This is a genomic window from Streptomyces sp. HUAS MG91 (genome assembly GCF_040529335.1).
Lineage (GTDB): Bacteria > Actinomycetota > Actinomycetes > Streptomycetales > Streptomycetaceae > Streptomyces > Streptomyces tabacisoli.
Map to the genome: position 1 here is coordinate 6,459,843 of NZ_CP159534.1, position 18,175 is coordinate 6,478,017.

An 18,175-nucleotide genomic window follows, 5' to 3' on the forward strand; every position below is an offset into this window, starting at 1 on the left:
TCCCTTCGCAGGAAGATCATGGAAGTTTTCCGGGCGGACGGCTCGATCTACATCCCCACGTCGCGGCTGCGCAGGTCCTCCATCGACTCCCGGCGCACGAGCAGCCGGACCCGCCCGTCGCGCACGGCCGCCACCGGCGGACGGCCCACCAGGTTGTAGCCGGACGCCATCGACAGGTGGTACGCCCCGGCGACCGGTACGGCGAGCAGATCGCCCACCCGTACGTCGGCGGGCAGCGGGACGTCGGCGGCGACCACGTCACCGGCCTCGCAGTGCCGGCCCACGACCGTCATCGGGGCGCGCTCGGCGCTGCCCGCCCGGCCCACGAGCCGGGGCGCGTACCGCACTCCGTACAGGGCGGGCCTGGGGTTGTCGCTCATGCCGCCGTCCACGGCGACGAAGGTGCGGCCGCCGGTCCGCTTGACGGAGACGACGTGGTAGAGCGCGATGCCGGACGGCCCGGCGATGGCCCGGCCCGGCTCGATGATCAGGCGCGGCACGGGCAGCCGCGCCGCCGCGCAGGCGTCGGCCAGTTCGGCGCGCACCCGGCGGGCCAGCCGGGTCAGGTCGAGAACCGGTTCGCCGGGCCGGTAGGCGATGCCGTGACCGCCGCCGAGATCCAGCTCCGGCAGGACCAGGCCGTGCTGTTCGTGCAGCCGCGCCATCAGGCCGACCATCCGGCGCACCGCCGACAGGAATGGCTTGATCTCGGTGATCTGCGAGCCCAGATGGCAGTGGAGTCCGGTCAGTTCGAGCTGCGGCTGGTCGAGGATGCGGGCGATGGCGTGCTGCGCGTAGCCGTCGGAGAGGGACAGGCCGAACTTCTGGTCCTCGGTGCCGGTCCGGATCTTCTCGTGGCCGCCCGCGCTGATGCCGGGCACGATGCGCACCATCACCTTCTGGTGCCCGTCCGGGCCGACGGCGGCGGCGAGCCGGGCGATCTCGGAGGGGCTGTCGATGACGATGCGGCCGACGCCGTACCAGAGGGCCTTCTTCAGGTCGTGCGGCGTCTTGGCGTTGCCGTGCAGCACGATGCGGCCGGCGGGGAATCCGGCGGCGACGGCCAGTTCGAGTTCACCGGCGGAGCAGACGTCGAGGCCGAGCCCCTCCTCGTCCATCCAGCGGGCCATGGCGCGGCACAGGAACGCCTTGGCCGCGTAGTGCACCTCGGCCTCGGGGAAGACGTCCCGGTAGGTGCGGCAGCGGCGGCGGACCTCGGCCTCGTCGAGGACGTACACCGGGGTGCCGAAGCGGCCGGCGACCTCGGCGAGCGCGACGCCGCCGACGGTCAGGTCGCCGGGGCGGGGTTCGGCGGTGGAGGCGGGCCAGACCGAGAGTTCCTCCGCGGCGCCGGTGGCGAGGGAGGTTTCGTGGACGGTGGTCATGGTGGCGTGGTCCCTTCTCAGCCGATCCAGTACGACAGCGCGGTCACCAGGGCGGCGGCCCCGGTCACCCGGAGCACACCGACCGCCTGGGCGTCCCAGCCGCGCCGCCGCCCGGTGACGGCGGTCGGAGTGGGCGCGGGGGCGGTGAGCTGCGGATCGACGGTGACCGTGGCGGCGCCGAGCGGCGCGGTCAGGGCCCGCAGCGCGGGCTCCGCGAGCCGGATCCACGGCTGGTCGGGGCCGAGCGTGGCGGCCAGCGCCCGCTCGGAGGTGAAGCCGACGGCCGTGCGGCCGCCGAGCGGGGTGCGGAACAGGCGGGCGGCGTGCCCGAAGGGGCCCGGCCGGACGGGGACGAAGAGCGGTCCGGCCGGGAACCGTTCAGCGGGTTCCGGGTCGTCGCCGCACACGAGTTCGGTCATGGGATGCCTCCTGGAGGATCCGGGGGAGCGGGGGTCGGTCCTGGCCCCGGCCGGGGGACGGCCGGCCGGGGCACGCCGAGGACGCTATGCCCGTATGCCCCGCCACCCGGACCTGCCCTGATGGGATGTTGACGCGGACGGGGGCGACGCTGACGCGATGGTGACGGGCCCGCGCCGCACGGGCCCGGACGCCGTCAGAAGTGCGCCAAGAAGTGCCGTCGCGGCTGGTCCCGGCCGGGCGCCGGGGATGGGATGGGGCGGGGAACCCCGGCTCCCGGTGTTGTCCGACGCCGTCGACGGGGCACCCGGAACGGACAGTCGACATCACGGGAGGTGACCGATGTCCGGATCCGACGAGGCCTCCGCCCCGCGCCCGCTCCGCGTCGTGGTCGGGGTGAACGGGGAGCCGGGCAGCCGCACCGCCCTGCGCCGCGCGGCGGCCGAGGCCCGGCACCGGCGGGCCGAGCTCTGGCCCGTCCTCGCCTGGCAGCCGCCCTGCGGCGGACTCGGCGTCCGCCACGCCACGGTCGACCCGCTGCCCGCTGAGGCCTGGCAGGACCTCGCCCGCGGCACCCTCCTCGGCACCCTCGACGAGGTGTTCCCCGACGGCCCCGGCGCCCGTGTGCACGCGCTCCTGGCGCAGGGCTCCCCGGGCCGCGTCCTGGTGGACACCGCCGACCGGGAGGACGACCTCCTCGTCGTCGGCGCCGGACACCGCGGCACGCTGCACCGCCTGCTCCAGCCCTCGGTGAGCCGCTACTGCCTGGCCCGCGCCCACTGCCCGGTGCTGGCCGTGCCGCCGTCCCCGCTGGAGGCCGAACTCGCGGCGGCCCATCGGCGCAATCTGTGGCGGCTGCGCCTGGACACCCGCCACTTCGCCGAGGAGACGGCGGCGCCGGACGACGGCGCGCCTGTCGCCTGACACCCCCGGCGACTCAACAGCCGCACGCCGTACGGGGGTTCAGCGGATCCCCGACACCTGGAACACCGCCCTGGCCAGCTCCCCGTCCACCTGTCGGGCGAGCCGGCGCAGCGCGGTCCCGCCGCAGAGCAGCAGCCCGCGCTCGGCCGACACCCGCGCCGCGTCGTCGAGCAGCCGCCACAGCGCGGGACTGGCCACGAGGACGCGCGGGTCGATCTCGACCCGGCCGCCCAGCTCGTCGCGGAGCACCAGCCGGTGGGCGACACCGTCCACGCAGCGCACGGAGACGAGCAGGTCGGTACGGACCGTGTGCGCACGCCACAGGCAGCGCGCGGTCAGCCGGTCGGCGGTCGCGGTGATTCGTGCGGGCAGCAGGACGAGGGTGAGCAGGGCCCCGAGGGCGGACCACAACAGGGCCCGCCACAGCGTGAGCTGGCCGGCCAGGGCGTCGATCCCCAGGAGCAGCGCGACCAGCACGGTCCCGTAGAGGACGGCGCTGCGCGCCTCCCGGGCCCCGTACGCGTCGCGGGCGACAGTGGTGGTGTCTGACATGCGGCCGACGGTAAGGAGGCCGCGCGCACGCGTCCGTGTTCTTGACGGTTTCGCACGCCGCCGCGTACGCCGTCTTGACGGTTCCGGCCGAGGATCAGGCCGCGGTGGCGAGCGAGCGCGGCGGATACGTCCGGTGCGGCGCCACGGTCTTCCCGTCGGGCAGCAGCTCGCCGGTGTCGTCGAAGACGATCCTGCCGTCGCACCGCAGGCTCCAGCCCTGCTCGGGGTGGGCGGCGACGACGTGCTCGGGGCTCGTGCACGCGGGTCGGTGGTCACACATGGCGCACCTCCAGGTGGGCTGTCCTCTGCTTCGACGATGCGCGCGCCGGGGCCCGGCGGCCAGAGCCCGGCGCGGAGTGTGACAGCTCCAGGACAGAGTCCGGACAGAGCGCGAACAGGGCACGGACAGCGCCGGGACGCGCGGGTCACGGGGCGGGGCGTAAGAGACGCGTCAAGGGCGTGAGCGCCCGCGTAAGGGAGCCGTCAACGGGGCTCGGATCCGGCCACGACCAGGGGTTTCCTCTGACTGTCAGAACCATTCACCACCTTCGAACAGGGAGCTCACGATGGCCGACGTGGCCTTCGTCGTCACCACGATCGCGGTCTTCGCGCTGGTGGCACTCGTCGCCAAGGGGGTGACCAAGCTGTGACCGCCGAGAACATCGTCGGCCTCGTCGTGGCCGTCGCCCTGCTGGGCTATCTCGTCCTCGCCCTCATCTACCCGGAGAGGTTCTGAGTACCGACATGAGCCCCGTACTTGCCGGAGTGCTCCAGGTGCTCGCGCTGATCGCCGCGCTGGCACTGGCCTACCGTCCCCTCGGCGACTACATGGCCCGGGTCTACTCCTCCGAGAAGCACCTCCGGGTGGAGAAGTGGATCTACAAGGGCATCGGCGCCAACCCGAACGCCGAGATGCGCTGGACCGCGTACCTGCGCGGCGTCCTCGCCTTCTCGGCCGTGAGCGTCCTCTTCCTGTACCTGCTCCAGCGCGTCCAGGGCAGCCTGCCGGGCTCGCTCGGCTTCACGTCGATCGACCCGGACCAGGCCTTCAACACGGCCGCGTCCTTCGTCGCCAACACCAACTGGCAGTCGTACTACGGCGAACAGGCCATGGGCCACGTCGTGCAGACCGCCGGCCTCGCGGTGCAGAACTTCGTCTCGGCGGCCGTCGGCATCGCCGTGGCGGTGGCTCTGGTCCGCGGGTTCGCCCGCTCCCGCACCGGTGAGCTGGGCAACTTCTGGTCCGACCTGGTGCGCGGCACCGTCCGGATCCTCGTCCCGATCGCCGTCGTCGGCGCGCTCGTCCTGGTCGCCTGCGGCGCCCTCCAGAACTTCTCCGGCATCCACGAGGTCGGCCAGTTCATGGGCGGCTCGCAGCAGTGGAACGGCGGCGCCGTCGCCTCCCAGGAGGCCATCAAGGAGCTGGGCACCAACGGCGGCGGTTACTTCAACGCCAACTCGGCCCACCCCTTCGAGAACCCCAACGGCTTCACCAACCTCTTCGAGGTCTTCCTGATCCTCGTCATCCCGTTCGCGCTGACCCGCACGTTCGGCACGATGGTCGGCTCGGTGAAGCAGGGCTACGCGATCCTCGCCACGATGGCGACGATCTGGATCGGCTTCATCGCGCTGATGATGTGGACCGAGTTCCACCACGGCGGCCCGGCCTTCGACGCCGCGGGCGGCGCCATGGAGGGCAAGGAGAACCGCTTCGGGATCGGCGGCTCGTCGATCTTCGCGGTCTCCACGACGCTCACCTCGACCGGTGCGGTGGACTCCTTCCACTCGTCCTTCACCGGCTTCGGCGGCGGCCTGACGATGCTCGGCATGCAGCTCGGCGAGATCGCGCCCGGCGGCACCGGATCCGGCCTCTACGGCATGCTGATCATGGCGGTCATCGCGGTGTTCATCGCGGGTCTGATGGTCGGCCGCACCCCCGAGTACCTGGGGAAGAAGATCGGCAGCCGCGAGATCAAGTTCGCCGCCTGCTACATCCTGATCACGCCGGCCCTCGTCCTGATCTTCACGGCCGCCTCGATGGCCCTGCCGACCCCGCCGAACTCGATGCTGAACTCCGGCGCGCACGGCTTCTCCGAGATCCTGTACGCGTACACGTCCGGCGCCAACAACAACGGCTCCGCGTTCGCCGGCCTCAGCGCCGACACCCAGTGGTTCAACACCACGATCGGGCTCGCGATGCTGCTCGGCCGGTTCCTGCCGATGGTGTTCGTGCTCGCGCTCGCCGGTTCGCTGGCCGAGCAGAAGCCGGTCCCGGCCACGGCCGGCACCCTGCGCACCGAGAAGCCGCTCTTCACCGGCCTGCTGGTCGGCACGCTGCTGATCATCACCGGTCTGACCTACTTCCCGACGCTCGCGCTCGGCCCCATAGCCGAGGGGCTCTCCTCATGACCGTACGAACCGAGAAGACTGAGGACGACATGTCCGCAACCACTCCCACCCGGGCGCCGCACTCGGACCTGCCGACCGGCCACAAGCCACGGCAGGAGGGCGAGAGCAAGGTCGGCGCGGGCCTCTTCGACCCGAAGCAGCTGATCAGGTCGCTCCCCGACGCCTGCCGCAAGCTGCACCCGCGCGTGATGATCAAGTCGCCCGTGATGTTCGTGGTGCTGATCGGCTCGGTCCTGACCACGGCGTTCGCCGTCACGGACCCCACGGACTGGTTCGGCTGGGCGATCAGCGCCTGGCTGTGGCTGACGGTGATCTTCGCCAACCTGGCGGAGGCCGTCGCCGAGGGCCGCGGCAAGGCCCAGGCCGACACGCTGCGCAAGGCCAAGACCGACACCGTCGCCCGCAGGCTCAACGGCACCGCCGAGGAGCAGGTCCCGGGTACGGAGCTGAGGATCGGCGACCTCGTCGTCTGCGAGGCCGGCGACATCATCCCCGGCGACGGTGACGTCGTCGAGGGCGTCGCCTCCGTCGACGAGTCCGCGATCACCGGCGAGTCCGCCCCCGTCATCCGCGAGTCCGGCGGCGACCGCTCGGCCGTCACCGGCGGCACGAAGGTGCTCTCCGACCGCATCGTCATCAAGATCACCACGAAGCCCGGCGAGACGTTCATCGACCGCATGATCAACCTGGTCGAGGGCGCGGCCCGGCAGAAGACGCCGAACGAGATCGCGCTCAACATCCTGCTCGCGTCGCTGACCATCGTCTTCGTCCTCGCCGTCGCCACGCTCCAGCCCATCGCCGACTGGTCGTTCGCGAACGCGGGCAGCAGCGAGCACCTGTCCATGATCGTCCTGGTGGCCCTGCTGGTCTGCCTGATCCCGACGACCATCGGCGCCCTGCTCTCCGCGATCGGCATCGCCGGCATGGACCGCCTGGTGCAGCGCAACGTCCTCGCCATGTCGGGCCGCGCCGTCGAGGCCGCCGGTGACGTGTCGACCCTGCTCCTCGACAAGACCGGCACCATCACCCTCGGCAACCGTCAGGCGGCCGAGTTCGTCCCCGTACGAGGAGTGGCCGACGGCGATCTCGCGGACGCCGCGCAGTTGTCGTCCCTGTCCGACGAGACGCCCGAGGGCCGCTCGGTCGTCGTCCTCGCCAAGGAGAAGTACGGGCTGCGCGAGCGCCACCAGGGCGAGCTGACCGGCGCCTCCTGGATCGAGTTCACCGCCCAGACCCGCATGTCGGGCGTGGACGTCGACGGCCGCAAGATCCGCAAGGGCGCGACCGGCTCGGTCATCGCCTGGGTCGAGGAGCAGGGCGGCTCGGTCGCCCCCGACGCCCGCGAGCTGACCGACCGGATCGCGCAGGCCGGCGGGACACCGCTGCTCGTCGCCGTCGAGGACGCCGACGGGGCCCGCGTCCTTGGGGTCGTCCACCTCAAGGACGTCGTCAAGGACGGCATGCGCGAGCGGTTCGACGAACTGCGCCGCATGGGCATCAAGACCGTCATGATCACGGGCGACAACCCGCTGACGGCCAAGGCGATCGCCGACGAGGCGGGCGTCGACGACTTCCTCGCGGAGGCCACCCCCGAGGACAAGATGGCCCTCATCAAGCGGGAGCAGGCCGGCGGCAAGCTCGTCGCGATGACCGGCGACGGCACCAACGACGCCCCGGCCCTCGCCCAGGCGGACGTCGGCGTCGCGATGAACACGGGCACGTCGGCCGCGAAGGAGGCCGGCAACATGGTCGACCTCGACTCGAACCCGACCAAGCTCATCGAGATCGTCGAGATCGGCAAGCAACTCCTCATCACCCGAGGGGCGTTGACCACCTTCTCGATCGCCAACGACGTCGCGAAGTACTTCGCGATCATCCCGGCGCTGTTCGCGGCGATCTACCCGGGCCTGAAGACGCTCAACGTCATGCACCTGTCGTCGCCGAACTCCGCGATCCTGTCCGCGGTGATCTTCAACGCGCTCATCATCGTCGCGCTGGTCCCGCTCGCCCTCAAGGGCGTCCAGTACCGGCCGGTGAGCGCCGACCGGCTGCTCCGCCGCAACCTCGGCATCTACGGCCTCGGCGGACTGATCGCCCCCTTCATCGGCATCAAGATCATCGACCTGCTCATCTCCCTCATCCCCGGAATCGGCTGATCCGCATGAACAACTCCGTAGGAAACACGGCCCGGTTGCTGTGGGCGGGCCTGCGCGCCCTCATCGTGCTCACCGTCGTCTGCGGCGTGCTCTACCCGCTCGCCGTCACCGGCGTCGCTCAGGCCGCCTTCCACGACAAGGCGAACGGCTCGGAGATCACGTCGAAGGGCAAGGTGGTCGGGTCGTCCCTCATCGGGCAGACCTACCTGACCAAGGACGGCAAGCCCGACCTGCGGTGGTTCCAGCCGCGCCCGTCCAACGGCCTCGGCGAGAACAGCGTCAACACGCAGTACAAGCTGATCCTCTCCGGCGCCACCAACCTCTCCGGTGACAGCAAGGAACTGCTCAAGCAGGTCGAGAGCGCCAAGGCCGCCGTCGTGAAGGACAACTCCACGGCCACGTACCGGGTGAAGGCCGCCGACGTCCCGGCCGACGCCGTCACCTCGTCCGGCTCGGGCCTGGACCCGGCGATCTCTCCCGAGTACGCCGACCTCCAGGTGCACCGGATCGCGGAACGCAACCACCTCTCCGTCACCCGGGTCCAGAAGCTCGTCGACGCGCACAAGGACGGCCGGATCCTCGGCTTCATGGGCGAGCCGACCGTCAACGTCCTGGAACTCAACATCGCGCTCAAGGAGTTGACGCAGTAGAGCTGATGCCGTCGACGAACAGCACGCACGAGAGGGACAAGCGGCAAACAGGCACAGGGAAGGCGTACGGCGATGACGCGGGTACTGGTGGTGGAGGACGACCCTCGGCTCGTCCGGACCCTCGTCATCACCCTGCGGGCACACGGCTTCGGCGTCGACGCGGCACCGGACGGGGCCACCGCGCTCCGGCTGGCCGCCGCGCGGCAGCCGGACGTCGTCGTCCTCGACCTGGGCCTGCCCGACATGGACGGCGTCGACGTGATCAGGGTGCTGCGCGGGCTGACCCGGGTGCCGGTCATGGTGCTGTCGGCGCGCAGCGCGACCGAGGAGAAGCTCGCCGCGTTCGACGCGGGCGCCGACGACTACGTGACGAAGCCGTTCAGCATGGACGAACTGCTCGCCCGGCTGCGGGCGGCGGTCCGGCGCACCGAGTCGGCGCCCGGCGTCCCGGAGCCGGTCGTCGTCAGGGCCGGCGGCCTCACCGTCGACCTGGTGGCGAAGAAGGCCGCACGCGACGGACGCGACGTGCGCCTGACCCCGACCGAGTGGCACCTGCTGGAGATCCTGGTCCGCAACCCGGGCCGCCTGATCAGCCAGAAGCAGCTCCTGAACGAGATCTGGGGAGCCTCGCAGAGCAGCAAGACCAACTATCTCCGCGTCTACATGGCCCAGCTGCGGCGGAAACTCGAAGCGGACCCCGCCCGCCCGCGCCATCTGATCACCGAGCCCGGCATGGGCTACCGGTTCGAGAACCCGGGCGCCTGACGCGGCGCCCCGCGCCGGAGGGGATCATCCGAGCGCGGGCAGCGGCCCCAGCACGGCCCGCAGATCGGCCGGTTCGCGGTAGACGACACCGGTCATCCCGAGCGCGACCGCGGCCTCGACGTTCTCCTCGGTGTCGTCGACGAACAGACACCGGTCGAAGGCGGCGCCCGCGAGGGACGCGGCGATCTCGTAGATCTTCCGGTCCGGCTTGACCACGCCGAGCCGCGCACTGCTGACCACGTGGTCGGCGAGATCGCTCAGGCCCATCGAGGCCAGGTCGTCCTCCAGCCGCACCGTCGCGTTCGTCACCAGAACCAGCGGCACCCGCGCCGCCCGCACCCGCCGCAGCAGCGCCACGATCTCCGCGTCCGCCCGGAACGGCGAGTCGGCGAGCGCCCGGCCCAGCTCCCGCGCCCGCTCCTCGGACACCCGCCCGGCGAACCCGGCCACGATGGACTCCACCCACTGCCCGAGGCCGATCTCCCCGCGCATCAGCGGCAGATCCATCTCCGGCGCGAACGCCACCCGCGCGGTACTGCCCTCCGCCAGGCCGGCGGCGCGCTCCAGCGCGGCGAGGGGGCCGCTGTCGTAGAACCGGATCACGTTGTCGACATCGCAGAGCACGGCGTCGAAGGAGCGGTCGGCATCGAACGGGATCTTCACACCCCCTGAATAGCACGCCGAACCACCCCGGCTCCGCCCGGCCCCCAGCGGCGGGCGAAGCGCGCCTCTGGGCACGGGGAACCGCGCGACCAGCCACAACGCTCATGCGCCCGGCGACGTGACCGAACCCCTACGGCCACGCCCCCCACCCGGCCACGCGACCGAACCTCTACGGACACGCCCCCACACCCGGCCACGCGACCGAACCTCTACGGACACCCCCCTGCGCACCTGCACCCGGCGACTACAGCAGCCCCCGCTCCATCGCCACCACAACGGCCCGCGTCCGGTCGCTCACATCCAGCTTCGCGAACACCCGCAACAGATGGGTCTTCACCGTCGCCTCGCCGATCACCAGCCGCCGCCCGATGTCCGCGTTGGACAGCCCGTCCGCCACGGCCCTGAGCACATCGACCTCGCGCGAGGTGAGCGCCGCGCGAGCCCGCCCTCTCGGGCGATCGCCTCCGCGCGGCCGGCCTCACCGACACCGAAGTCGGCGGACGTGGCGGGATGCGACCCGGCGGCGACACCGGCGCCGAGGCAGAGGACGACGAAGAGGAACCATCCGGCGATCGCGCGCCACGGATGTCCCGCGCTCCAACGAGCCATGCGTACGGGGTAGTTGGTCATGGCGTCCATGCTGCTCGGGAGGGGTGCGCCACCGGCAGCGGCGGCCGGTTGAACCTGCCGTCCACCGACCGGTGGACCCGCCCGTCCACCGGCCGGGTCCACACCTCGGACGGCCCGGCGGATATGTGCCGTGTGCAGCTACTCTGCGTCCGTACGCGAGGAAGCGGGAGGCACCATGAACGGGACCAACGGAACGGACGCACGCGTCGTCGCCACCCTCGACGGCGCGAGCATGCGCCGCCTCACCACCGGCCAGGTCATCCTCGACGGCATCGACTGGAGCGTCCGCTCCGGCGAGCACTGGGCGCTGCTCGGCCCCAACGGCGCCGGCAAGACCAGCATCCTGCGCCTGATCGGCGCGACCGCCTTCCCCACCACCGGCACCGTCGAGGTCCTCGGCCACCGGCTCGGCCGGGTCGACGTGCGCGAGCTGCGCGCCCACATCGGACACGTCTCCACCTCCCAGCGCGTCCCCCGGGACCTCACCGGCCACACCGTCGTCCTGACCGGCCACTCCGGCACGGTGCAGCCGCTCTGGAAGACGTACGACAGCGAGGTGCGCGACCGCGCCCGCGAACTGCTCGCCGAACTCCAGATCAAGGACCTCGCCGACCGCGAGTACGGCGTCTGCTCCGGCGGCCAGCGCGCCCGCATCCTCATCGCCCGCGCCCTGATGGCGAACCCGTCGCTGCTGCTGCTCGACGAGCCGTTCAACGCGCTCGACCTGCCCTCCCGCGAAGACCTCATCGACACCATGCGCCGGCTCGCCGACAACCGGCCCGGGCTGGCGACGGTCACCGTCACCCACCACCTCGAGGAACTGTCGCCCGCGATCAGCCACGCGCTGCTCCTGAAGGAGGGCCGCGTCCTCGCCCGCGGCGCCGTCGAGGACGTGCTCACCGCCGACCGGATGACCGCCTGCTTCGGCCGCCCCATCGAGGTCACCCGCCACGCGGGCCGCTGGCTCGCCCGCTCGGGCGGCCTCGCCTAGACAGGCCCCCGGGCGCCGCCACCACTCCCGGGGTGTACACAGCACCACCCCCGGTCCGGTCCGTACGCCCAGTGCCCCCGGCGCCCGCCGTCCATACCGTCGAAGACATCGACGACACGGCGCGCGAGCGTCTGACGAGGGGATCGGCGGCCATGCGACAGCCACACGGACAGACACCCCACCGGGCGGAGGCGCTCCGCCTGGTGAAGGTCACCAAGACCTACGGCACCCGGGCGGACGGGGGGACCGGCGCCGGTGAGGGAACGGCGATCCGCGCCCTCGACGACATCACCCTCTCCCTGCCCGCCGGCACCTTCACCGCCGTGATGGGCCCCTCCGGGTCCGGCAAGTCCACGCTGCTGCACTGCGCCGCCGGGCTCGACCGCCCCGACCACGGCCTGGTCATGGTCGACGGCGAGGAGATGACCGACTCCGCGAAGCCGCCGCGCGGCGAGGCCGCGCTCACCCGGTTCCGCCGCACCCGCATCGGGTTCGTCTTCCAGCAGTACAACCTGCTGCCGACGCTCACCGTCGCCCAGAACACGATCCTGCCGCTCAAGCTCGCGGGCCGCCGCGTGGACCGGGACCGGGTCGAACGGACCCTCACCGCCGTCGGCCTCGGCGACCGGCTCGGCCACCGCCCCGACCAGCTCTCCGGCGGCCAGCGCCAGCGCGTGGCGATCGCCCGCGCCCTCGTCACCGAACCGTCGGTGATCTTCGCGGACGAGCCGACCGGCGCCCTCGACACCCGCAGCGCCCGCGACGTGCTGGGCCTGCTCAGGGACGCGGTGCGCATCCACGGCAGGACGGTCGTCATGGTCACCCACGACCCGGTCGCGGCCGCGTACGCCGACGCCGTGCAGTTCCTCGCGGACGGCCGGCTCGCCGGACACCTCGGGGCGCCCACGGCCGACGCGGTCGCCGAACGCCTCGCCCACCTCGGTGACGACGTGGCGACGGGGGTCTGAGCGATGTTCACGACATTCGGCCTCGCGGCCCGCTCCGTACGGCAGCGCCCCGGCCGCTTCCTCGCGACCCTCCGGTCCGCCTTCCTCGGCGCGGCGATCATCATGACGTTCGACGCGATGCACGACACAGCGGCGGGCAGCGGCGTCGACAGCACCAGCGCCGACACCCTCACCACCGCGGCGAGCGTCGTCGGCGGCTACGGCACCCTGCTCGTCTTCTTCGCGGTCGCCTCCACGTTGACGGTCAACGTCCGTCAACGTACGGACGAGATCAACCTGTTGCGCACCGCGGGCGCGACCCCGGGCCAGATCAAGCGCATGGTCGTCGGCGAGTCCGTCGCGGTCGCCCTCGCCGGAGCCCTCCTGGCAGTCTGCCCGGCCGCGCTCGGCGGCGCCGTCCTGCTCGGCGTGTTCAAGGACAGCGGCCAGGTCGCCGACTCCGTCGACTACTCCTTCGGGCCGATCGCCCTCCTGTCGGGCGTCGTCGTCACGCTCGTCGCCGCGGCGGGCGCCGCGTTCCTGGCCGTCCGCCGGGTCACCAGGCAAGCGGCGGGAATCCGGCACGGCAGGCGCGGGACACGGACGTTCATGTCCTGGGCCGCCCTCGTCGTCGGGTGCGCGTCCGTCTGCTCCACGTTCGCGATGAAGGCCACGGACGCCGCCCTCATGGCCGCTCCCGCCTACGGCGCGATCCTCCTCTCCGTGGGCCTCGCGCTCGTCTCGACGAGCCTGCTGCGCACCGTCCTCGGCAGGGCCGAACCGCTCCTGACCGCACTCACCGGCGCAGGCGGCTACCTGGCCGTACGGAACATGCGCCGGCGCGCCTCCCAACTGTCCGGCGTCCTCGTTCCGTTGATCCTCTTCACGGCGATGGCCACCGCGACGCTGTACATGCAGGCCGTCGAGAACGACACGATCAAGGCATCGGGATTGACCAAGTCAATAGAGGACAAGAACCTCGAGACGCTCAACCTGACCGTGGTCGGCATCATCGTCGTCTTCGCCTGCGTCATGCTGATCAACTCCCTGTACGCGGCCACGGCCGCCCGGGTGCGGGAGTTCGGGCAGCAGCGGCTCGCCGGCGCGACCCCGGCCCAGATCCTGGGAACCGTTGCGGTGGAGGGCGCCGTCCTGACCGTCACCGGAGTGTTCTTCGGCACACTCGCGGCACTCGCCGGAATCCTTCCCTTCACCGCCGTGCGCACCGACGGGCTCCTCCCGGACCGGGGCCTCGGCATCTGGATCACGGTCGTGGCCATTGCGGGGGCGGCCACCATGGTCACCAGCCTGGTCACCGCGCGGCGGGCGCTGCGGGTCCCGGCGGTCGACGCGGTCGCCCTGGCCGCGTGAGCCGACGCGGCACCGGCCCGTGTCGGTGTTGGGCCAAGCGGGTGACATGACGTAAGAATTGGTCGGTGCAGACAACAGTGCGAGCCCGGACGGGGTGGGGGCAGTGAACAGCCACGACGTCACCGACGAACAATGGGAAGGGCTCGCCCAGGTCGTACCGCTGCGCAGCCGCAACGAGTGGCCGTCGGCGGTCGACCATCGGGCGATGCCGGATGTGAACACCGAGCCGCGACGCCGCTTCGTCGTGCTGCGGGTGAACGTCTTCGGCGACGCCCGCGAGGTCGCCGAGACGGTCATGTCCGGCATCCCGGTCCTGCTCGACCTGAGCGGCGCCGAGTCCGAAGTCGCCAAGCGGGTCCTCGACTTCAGCAGCGGCGTCGTGCTCGGCCTCGGCTGCGGCATGCACCGCGTCGACCGCAACGTGTTCCTGCTCGCCCCGCCCGGCACCGAGGTCCAGGGCCTCGTGGCGGGCGCGGGCGCGCTGTCCTGAGCCCACGCCGACGGGCAATCCCGTTCGGCATAATCGCTCGATCGTAGGAAGGTCACGGGGGACGAACGGTTCTGCGGTGCCGGTCCGCCTACGTTCACCTCATGACCGTGCTCCAGCGGGGAGCGCCCCCGTTACCTCCCGGCGCGTCCCCCGGCCGCCCGCGCGTGACCGAGCTACGGCTCTCGGCCTTCGCCCGCCACCGTGGCGCCACCGTTCCCCTCGGCCCGTTCACCGCGCTGACCGGCCCCAGCGGCGGCGGCAAGAGCAGCGTGCTGCGGGCCCTCGACGCCCTCGCCCGGCTCGGCGGCGGCGCGCACCTGGCGGAGGTGTTCCCCGACCCGCGCGCGTGCGTCCCCGAGCGGGCGCGGCCCGACGCGCAGCGCCGCCGCGGCTTCCGCATCGGCTGCACCGTCGAGGGCCCGGCCGGACCCGTCCGGCTCGACCTCGCCGTCCAGGCCGAGCCCGAACTGCGCGTCGTCGGCGAGCGGCTGACCGGCCCCGGCGTCGTCTACCTGGAGACCGCCCTGCGCGACCCGGGCCGCCGCGACGTCCAGGCCGCCTGGCACACGGCCGGTTCGGTGCCGGTGACCCGGGGCCCGCTCCCCGACGACCTGCTCGGCACGGCCCTGCTCCCGCTGCGCGTCTCCGGGCGCACCGAGGGGCAGCTCCAGGTGCTCGCCGCGGCGGAACAGGTGGTGGTCGGGCTCCGTTCGGCGTTCGCCTGCGATCCCGACCCCGCCCGGATGCGCGCCCCGGCCCCGTCCCGCGCCGACCGGCTGCTCGGGGGCTGCGACAATCTGGCGGCCGTGCTGCGCCGCACCCGCAGCGAGTGCGGCAACCGGCACGCGCTGCTGGTCGCCGCGGCGCGGGCGGGCCTCGCCGGACCTGTCCTCGACGTGTTCGCCGAGCCGGCCGGACGGGACGGCACGGTCCGCGCCTTCATCGACCGCGGCGACGGGCTGCGCACTCCTGTCGAGCGGCTCGCGGACGGGGAGTTGCGCTATCTGGCCCTCGCCCTCGTCCTGCTCACCGGCCCCCAGGTCCTTGAAGTGGACGCGGCGGCCGAGGTGCCGGAGGCGTATCAGACCCTGACCGTCGCGGCGGACGGCTTCGACCGCGGCCTCGACCCGGTCCAGAGCACCGAACTCACCGCGCTCGCAGCCCGGATGTGCGCCCGCGGCCACATCCGGCTCGTCGCCGCGATGGGCCAGGGCGCGAGCGCGCAACGGGAGGCGCGGGCGCACGGGGCGACGGTGGTAGACCTGGAGCCGTGACAGACGCACAGAACCACGGGGCCGCACGTCCGGCCGGCGGCGACGACCTCGATGTCGCCGCCCTCCAGAACCGCCTCGCCCGCTTCGCCGCCGCCCGCGACTGGCAGCCCTTCCACACCCCGAAGAACCTGGCCACGGCGCTCAGCGTCGAGGCGTCCGAACTCGTCGAGATCTTCCAGTGGCTGACGCCCGAGCAGTCGGCCCGGGTGATGGACGACCCGGAGTCGGCGCACCGGGTCCGCGACGAGGTCGCCGACGTCCTCGCGTATCTGCTCCAACTGTGCGAAGTGCTCGGCGTCGACGTGCTCGCCGCGCTGGCGGCGAAGATCGACCGCAACGAGTCCAGGTTCCCGGTCCCCGGGGATCAAGGAGAGCCGGGGGCGCCGGGGAGGCCGAAAAAGGGAATCCGTCACTCTCCGGAGTCATAGAAATATCCACAGCGGATTACTTCTCCACAGATTTCGGGCCTCCCCTGGCTTTTCGCCTCACGACCCCTCACTCTGGGTAGTGGACAAGGGAGTTCGGGCGTGACAGGTGGAGGCGCGGATGGAAGCGGTGCGGCTCATCAGGGTCGGCCGACGGGCCTTGGCGGAGAGCCAGGACGCGCCGGACATCATGAGGGAGGCGTGGCAGGCACAGGCTCTGGCACAGGCGATCGGCAGCCGGCTCGCCATGCTGGGGCCACCGGAGATGAGAGGAGAGGCGCTGGGCCTGTGCGAGGCGGGAGCGCGGGGCAGCGGCGGCTCGGCGGTCCCGGTGGTGGGCGCCGGCGGGATACGGGCGGCGCAGTTGACCGAACTGGGCGATGTGCGCGGGGCGTTGATGGATCTCGGCGCGCTGCTCGGCGACGTGGGCATCGCACTCGTCGCGGTGGCGAGCGAGTCCTTCGAGGAGGGGGCCTACTGGCAGTGCATGGAGGCCATCGACGCGGCGGACGAGTCCCGGGACCGCGTCCTGGAGATACTCCGTCGACTGCCGGAGCGGAACGGGCTGACGGACCCCGGGCCTGAGCCCGGCTCCGACTCGGCGGCCTGACCGGGAGCGCACCCGCCGCAGCGGCGCTCCCGGCACGGCGCTCCCCGCGGGCTGCTGAGGGAGCGCGGCGATGCCTCGGCGGGCGGCTGCCTCAGAGCTCGTCGGCGGCCGGACGCGCGGTGCCCGGGGGCTGTTGGAGGTCGGCGTCGAGCTGCGACAGATCGGCGTTGAGGGCTGCCATCAGCTCCTCCATCTGCTGCAGCAGACCCTTGGGTGCCCCCTGCTGCTCCGGCACGTTCGTATCGTGCGCGGCCTGCTCGGGCACGGCTTCCTGGGACATGACGGCCTCCTCGGCCCTCGCCCTCCCCGCGGAGGGGAAGGCAGCTGACGCAAGTGACGCGCGCGGCAGCGACCGCCGGCGCGGGGGCCGGGCGGTCCGGCTCCGCCCGAGCCAACGATCATCGGGCGGGCCGGGTCACTGCGGCGGGAGTGCCCCGCACCGCCGGTTGACGCAATTTCACCCGACAGGGGCCGTCGGGCGGGACCGGACGACAGCGGAGTTGACGCCCGGCCCCGGTGACCGGACCAGGAGATGCGCGATCAGAGAGTGAGGAATCAGGTGGTGAGGACGGGTGGTGAGGGATCAGGACAGGTGCGGGGCCACCTCGGAGGCGATCAGCTCCAGATGGTCGAGGTCGTCCAGGTCGAGCAACTGCAGATACATCCGCTGCGAGCCGACGGCCTGGTACGCGGCGATCCGCTCCAGGACCTCCGCGGGCGAGCCGGCGAGACCGTTCGCCTTCAGCTCGTCGACGTCGCGCCCGATCGCGTCCGCGCGCCGCTTCACCTCGGCGTCGTCGCGGCCCACGCAGATGACGAGGGCGTTGGAGTAGACGAGGGAGTCCGCCGTCCGCCCGTATTCGACAGCGGCGGCCCGGACCCGCTTGAACTGCGCCTCGCTGTCGGCGACGGAAGCGAAGGGGATGTTGAACTCGGTGGCGAAGCGGGCCGCCAGCGCCGGCGTCTTCTTGGCGCCGTGGCCGCCGACGAGGACCGGCACCCGCGCCTGCGCGGGCTTCGGCAGCGCGGGGGAGTCCTTCAGCTGGTAGTGGGTGCCCTCGAAGTTGAAGCGCTGGCCGACCGGCGTCTCCCACAGCCCCGTCACGATGGCGAGCTGCTCCTCCAGGCGCCCGAACTTCTCCTTCGGGAACGGAATGCCGTACGCGGCGTGCTCCTCGGCGTACCAGCCGGAGCCGAGCCCCAGCTCGACCCGGCCGCCCGACATCTGGTCGACCTGCGCGACCTGGATGGCGAGCACACCGGGCAGCCGGAAGGTCCCGGCGGTCATCAGGGTGCCGAGGCGGATCCGCCGCGTCTCGCGGGCCAGACCTGCCAGCGTCGTCCAGGCGTCCGTGGGACCGGGCAGACCGTCGGCGGAGCCCATGTGGAGATAGTGGTCGGACCGGAAGAAGGCGTCATAGTCCAGCTCCTCGGCCGTCTGCGCGACGCGGAGCAGCGTCTCGTAGGTGGCACCCTGCTGCGGTTCGGTGAAAACTCGAAGATCCATACAGCCATG

At 72.2% G+C, this 18,175-nt stretch carries 20 protein-coding genes and 2 pseudogenes; 13 read left to right on the forward strand and 9 right to left on the reverse strand.

All coding sequences use genetic code 11. The annotated features are described in order from the left end of the window. Positions 1–47 precede the first annotated feature (47 nt). Together lysA and ABII15_RS29325 are read right to left on the reverse strand one after the other, a co-directional pair. Positions 48–1,385, reverse strand: a complete 1,338-nt coding sequence (gene lysA / locus ABII15_RS29320) for a diaminopimelate decarboxylase (protein ID WP_353945259.1) — start codon at positions 1,383–1,385, stop codon at positions 48–50. A gap of 17 nt (positions 1,386–1,402) precedes the next feature. Then, positions 1,403–1,804 (reverse strand): SAV_915 family protein, encoded by a 402-nt coding sequence (locus ABII15_RS29325; RefSeq protein WP_353945260.1) that lies wholly within the window; start codon positions 1,802–1,804, stop codon positions 1,403–1,405. 340 nt (positions 1,805–2,144) lie between these two features. On the opposite strand from ABII15_RS29325, the gene ABII15_RS29330 reads away from it, so the two are divergent. After that, positions 2,145–2,726 carry a universal stress protein gene (locus ABII15_RS29330; protein WP_353945261.1) on the forward strand — a complete coding sequence of 194 codons (582 nt, stop codon included), beginning with the start codon at positions 2,145–2,147 and terminating at the stop codon, positions 2,724–2,726. 39 nt (positions 2,727–2,765) lie between these two features. Here ABII15_RS29330 and ABII15_RS29335 read toward each other — a convergent pair whose 3' ends face one another. Next, entirely contained in the window at positions 2,766–3,278 is a 513-nt protein-coding gene (locus tag ABII15_RS29335; protein ID WP_353945262.1) for a hypothetical protein, read from the reverse strand. A gap of 94 nt (positions 3,279–3,372) precedes the next feature. Further along, the gene (locus ABII15_RS29340) at positions 3,373–3,558 is read right to left on the reverse strand and encodes a DUF5999 family protein (protein ID WP_353945263.1); all 186 of its coding nucleotides are present in this window, start codon (positions 3,556–3,558) and stop codon (positions 3,373–3,375) included. Between the two features lie 366 nt (positions 3,559–3,924). On the opposite strand from ABII15_RS29340, the gene kdpF reads away from it, so the two are divergent. From kdpF to ABII15_RS29365, 5 genes are all read left to right on the forward strand, one after another. Beyond that, positions 3,925–4,014 (forward strand): K(+)-transporting ATPase subunit F, encoded by a 90-nt coding sequence (kdpF, locus tag ABII15_RS29345; RefSeq protein ID WP_018533641.1) that lies wholly within the window; start codon positions 3,925–3,927, stop codon positions 4,012–4,014. A gap of 8 nt (positions 4,015–4,022) precedes the next feature. Beyond that, the gene (gene kdpA / locus ABII15_RS29350) at positions 4,023–5,687 is read left to right on the forward strand and encodes a potassium-transporting ATPase subunit KdpA (protein WP_353945264.1); all 1,665 of its coding nucleotides are present in this window, start codon (positions 4,023–4,025) and stop codon (positions 5,685–5,687) included. After that, on the forward strand, positions 5,684–7,843 hold the full coding sequence (kdpB, locus tag ABII15_RS29355) for a potassium-transporting ATPase subunit KdpB (RefSeq protein WP_353945265.1): 2,160 nt from the start codon (positions 5,684–5,686) through the stop codon (positions 7,841–7,843). Before kdpA ends, kdpB begins: the two co-directional genes overlap by 4 nt. Before the next feature lie 5 nt (positions 7,844–7,848). Continuing rightward, positions 7,849–8,493 carry a potassium-transporting ATPase subunit C gene (locus ABII15_RS29360; RefSeq protein ID WP_353945266.1) on the forward strand — a complete coding sequence of 215 codons (645 nt, stop codon included), beginning with the start codon at positions 7,849–7,851 and terminating at the stop codon, positions 8,491–8,493. Between the two features lie 72 nt (positions 8,494–8,565). Next, the gene (locus tag ABII15_RS29365; protein ID WP_353945267.1) at positions 8,566–9,258 is read left to right on the forward strand and encodes a response regulator transcription factor; all 693 of its coding nucleotides are present in this window, start codon (positions 8,566–8,568) and stop codon (positions 9,256–9,258) included. 24 nt (positions 9,259–9,282) lie between these two features. Here ABII15_RS29365 and ABII15_RS29370 read toward each other — a convergent pair whose 3' ends face one another. From ABII15_RS29370 to ABII15_RS29380, 3 genes and pseudogenes are all read right to left on the reverse strand, one after another. Further along, on the reverse strand, positions 9,283–9,921 hold the full coding sequence (locus tag ABII15_RS29370; protein ID WP_353945268.1) for an HAD-IA family hydrolase: 639 nt from the start codon (positions 9,919–9,921) through the stop codon (positions 9,283–9,285). Positions 9,922–10,165: 244 nt separating this feature from the next. Further along, positions 10,166–10,351: pseudogene (locus tag ABII15_RS29375) on the reverse strand (LuxR C-terminal-related transcriptional regulator); the annotation flags it as partial. Beyond that, a pseudogene (locus ABII15_RS29380) lies at positions 10,351–10,551 on the reverse strand (hypothetical protein); the annotation flags it as partial. The pseudogenes ABII15_RS29380 and ABII15_RS29375, both read right to left, overlap by 1 nt. 175 nt (positions 10,552–10,726) lie before the next feature. Between ABII15_RS29380 and ABII15_RS29385 the strand changes: the two are divergent. From ABII15_RS29385 to ABII15_RS29415, 7 genes are all read left to right on the forward strand, one after another. After that, positions 10,727–11,542 (forward strand): ATP-binding cassette domain-containing protein, encoded by an 816-nt coding sequence (locus ABII15_RS29385; RefSeq protein WP_353945269.1) that lies wholly within the window; start codon positions 10,727–10,729, stop codon positions 11,540–11,542. Between the two features lie 152 nt (positions 11,543–11,694). After that, on the forward strand, positions 11,695–12,510 hold the full coding sequence (locus ABII15_RS29390; protein ID WP_353945270.1) for an ABC transporter ATP-binding protein: 816 nt from the start codon (positions 11,695–11,697) through the stop codon (positions 12,508–12,510). A 3-nt stretch (positions 12,511–12,513) separates the two neighbouring features. After that, entirely contained in the window at positions 12,514–13,860 is a 1,347-nt protein-coding gene (locus ABII15_RS29395) for an FtsX-like permease family protein (protein ID WP_353945271.1), read from the forward strand. A 103-nt stretch (positions 13,861–13,963) separates the two neighbouring features. Then, positions 13,964–14,350 carry a cell division protein SepF gene (locus tag ABII15_RS29400; protein ID WP_353945272.1) on the forward strand — a complete coding sequence of 129 codons (387 nt, stop codon included), beginning with the start codon at positions 13,964–13,966 and terminating at the stop codon, positions 14,348–14,350. A 101-nt stretch (positions 14,351–14,451) separates the two neighbouring features. Beyond that, positions 14,452–15,624, forward strand: coding sequence for an ATP-binding protein (locus ABII15_RS29405; RefSeq protein ID WP_353945273.1), 1,173 nt, complete (start codon positions 14,452–14,454; stop codon positions 15,622–15,624). Next, positions 15,621–16,052, forward strand: a complete 432-nt coding sequence (locus ABII15_RS29410) for a nucleotide pyrophosphohydrolase (RefSeq protein WP_353945274.1) — start codon at positions 15,621–15,623, stop codon at positions 16,050–16,052. Before ABII15_RS29405 ends, ABII15_RS29410 begins: the two co-directional genes overlap by 4 nt. Positions 16,053–16,170: 118 nt before the next feature. Next, positions 16,171–16,659, forward strand: a complete 489-nt coding sequence (locus tag ABII15_RS29415; protein WP_353945275.1) for a DUF6099 family protein — start codon at positions 16,171–16,173, stop codon at positions 16,657–16,659. A gap of 91 nt (positions 16,660–16,750) precedes the next feature. Here the strand turns inward: ABII15_RS29415 and ABII15_RS29420 are convergent, their stop codons facing one another. Next, on the reverse strand, positions 16,751–16,939 hold the full coding sequence (locus ABII15_RS29420) for a hypothetical protein (protein WP_353945276.1): 189 nt from the start codon (positions 16,937–16,939) through the stop codon (positions 16,751–16,753). A gap of 303 nt (positions 16,940–17,242) precedes the next feature. Next, positions 17,243–18,166, reverse strand: a complete 924-nt coding sequence (locus tag ABII15_RS29425; RefSeq protein WP_353945277.1) for an LLM class F420-dependent oxidoreductase — start codon at positions 18,164–18,166, stop codon at positions 17,243–17,245. Positions 18,167–18,175 lie beyond the last annotated feature (9 nt).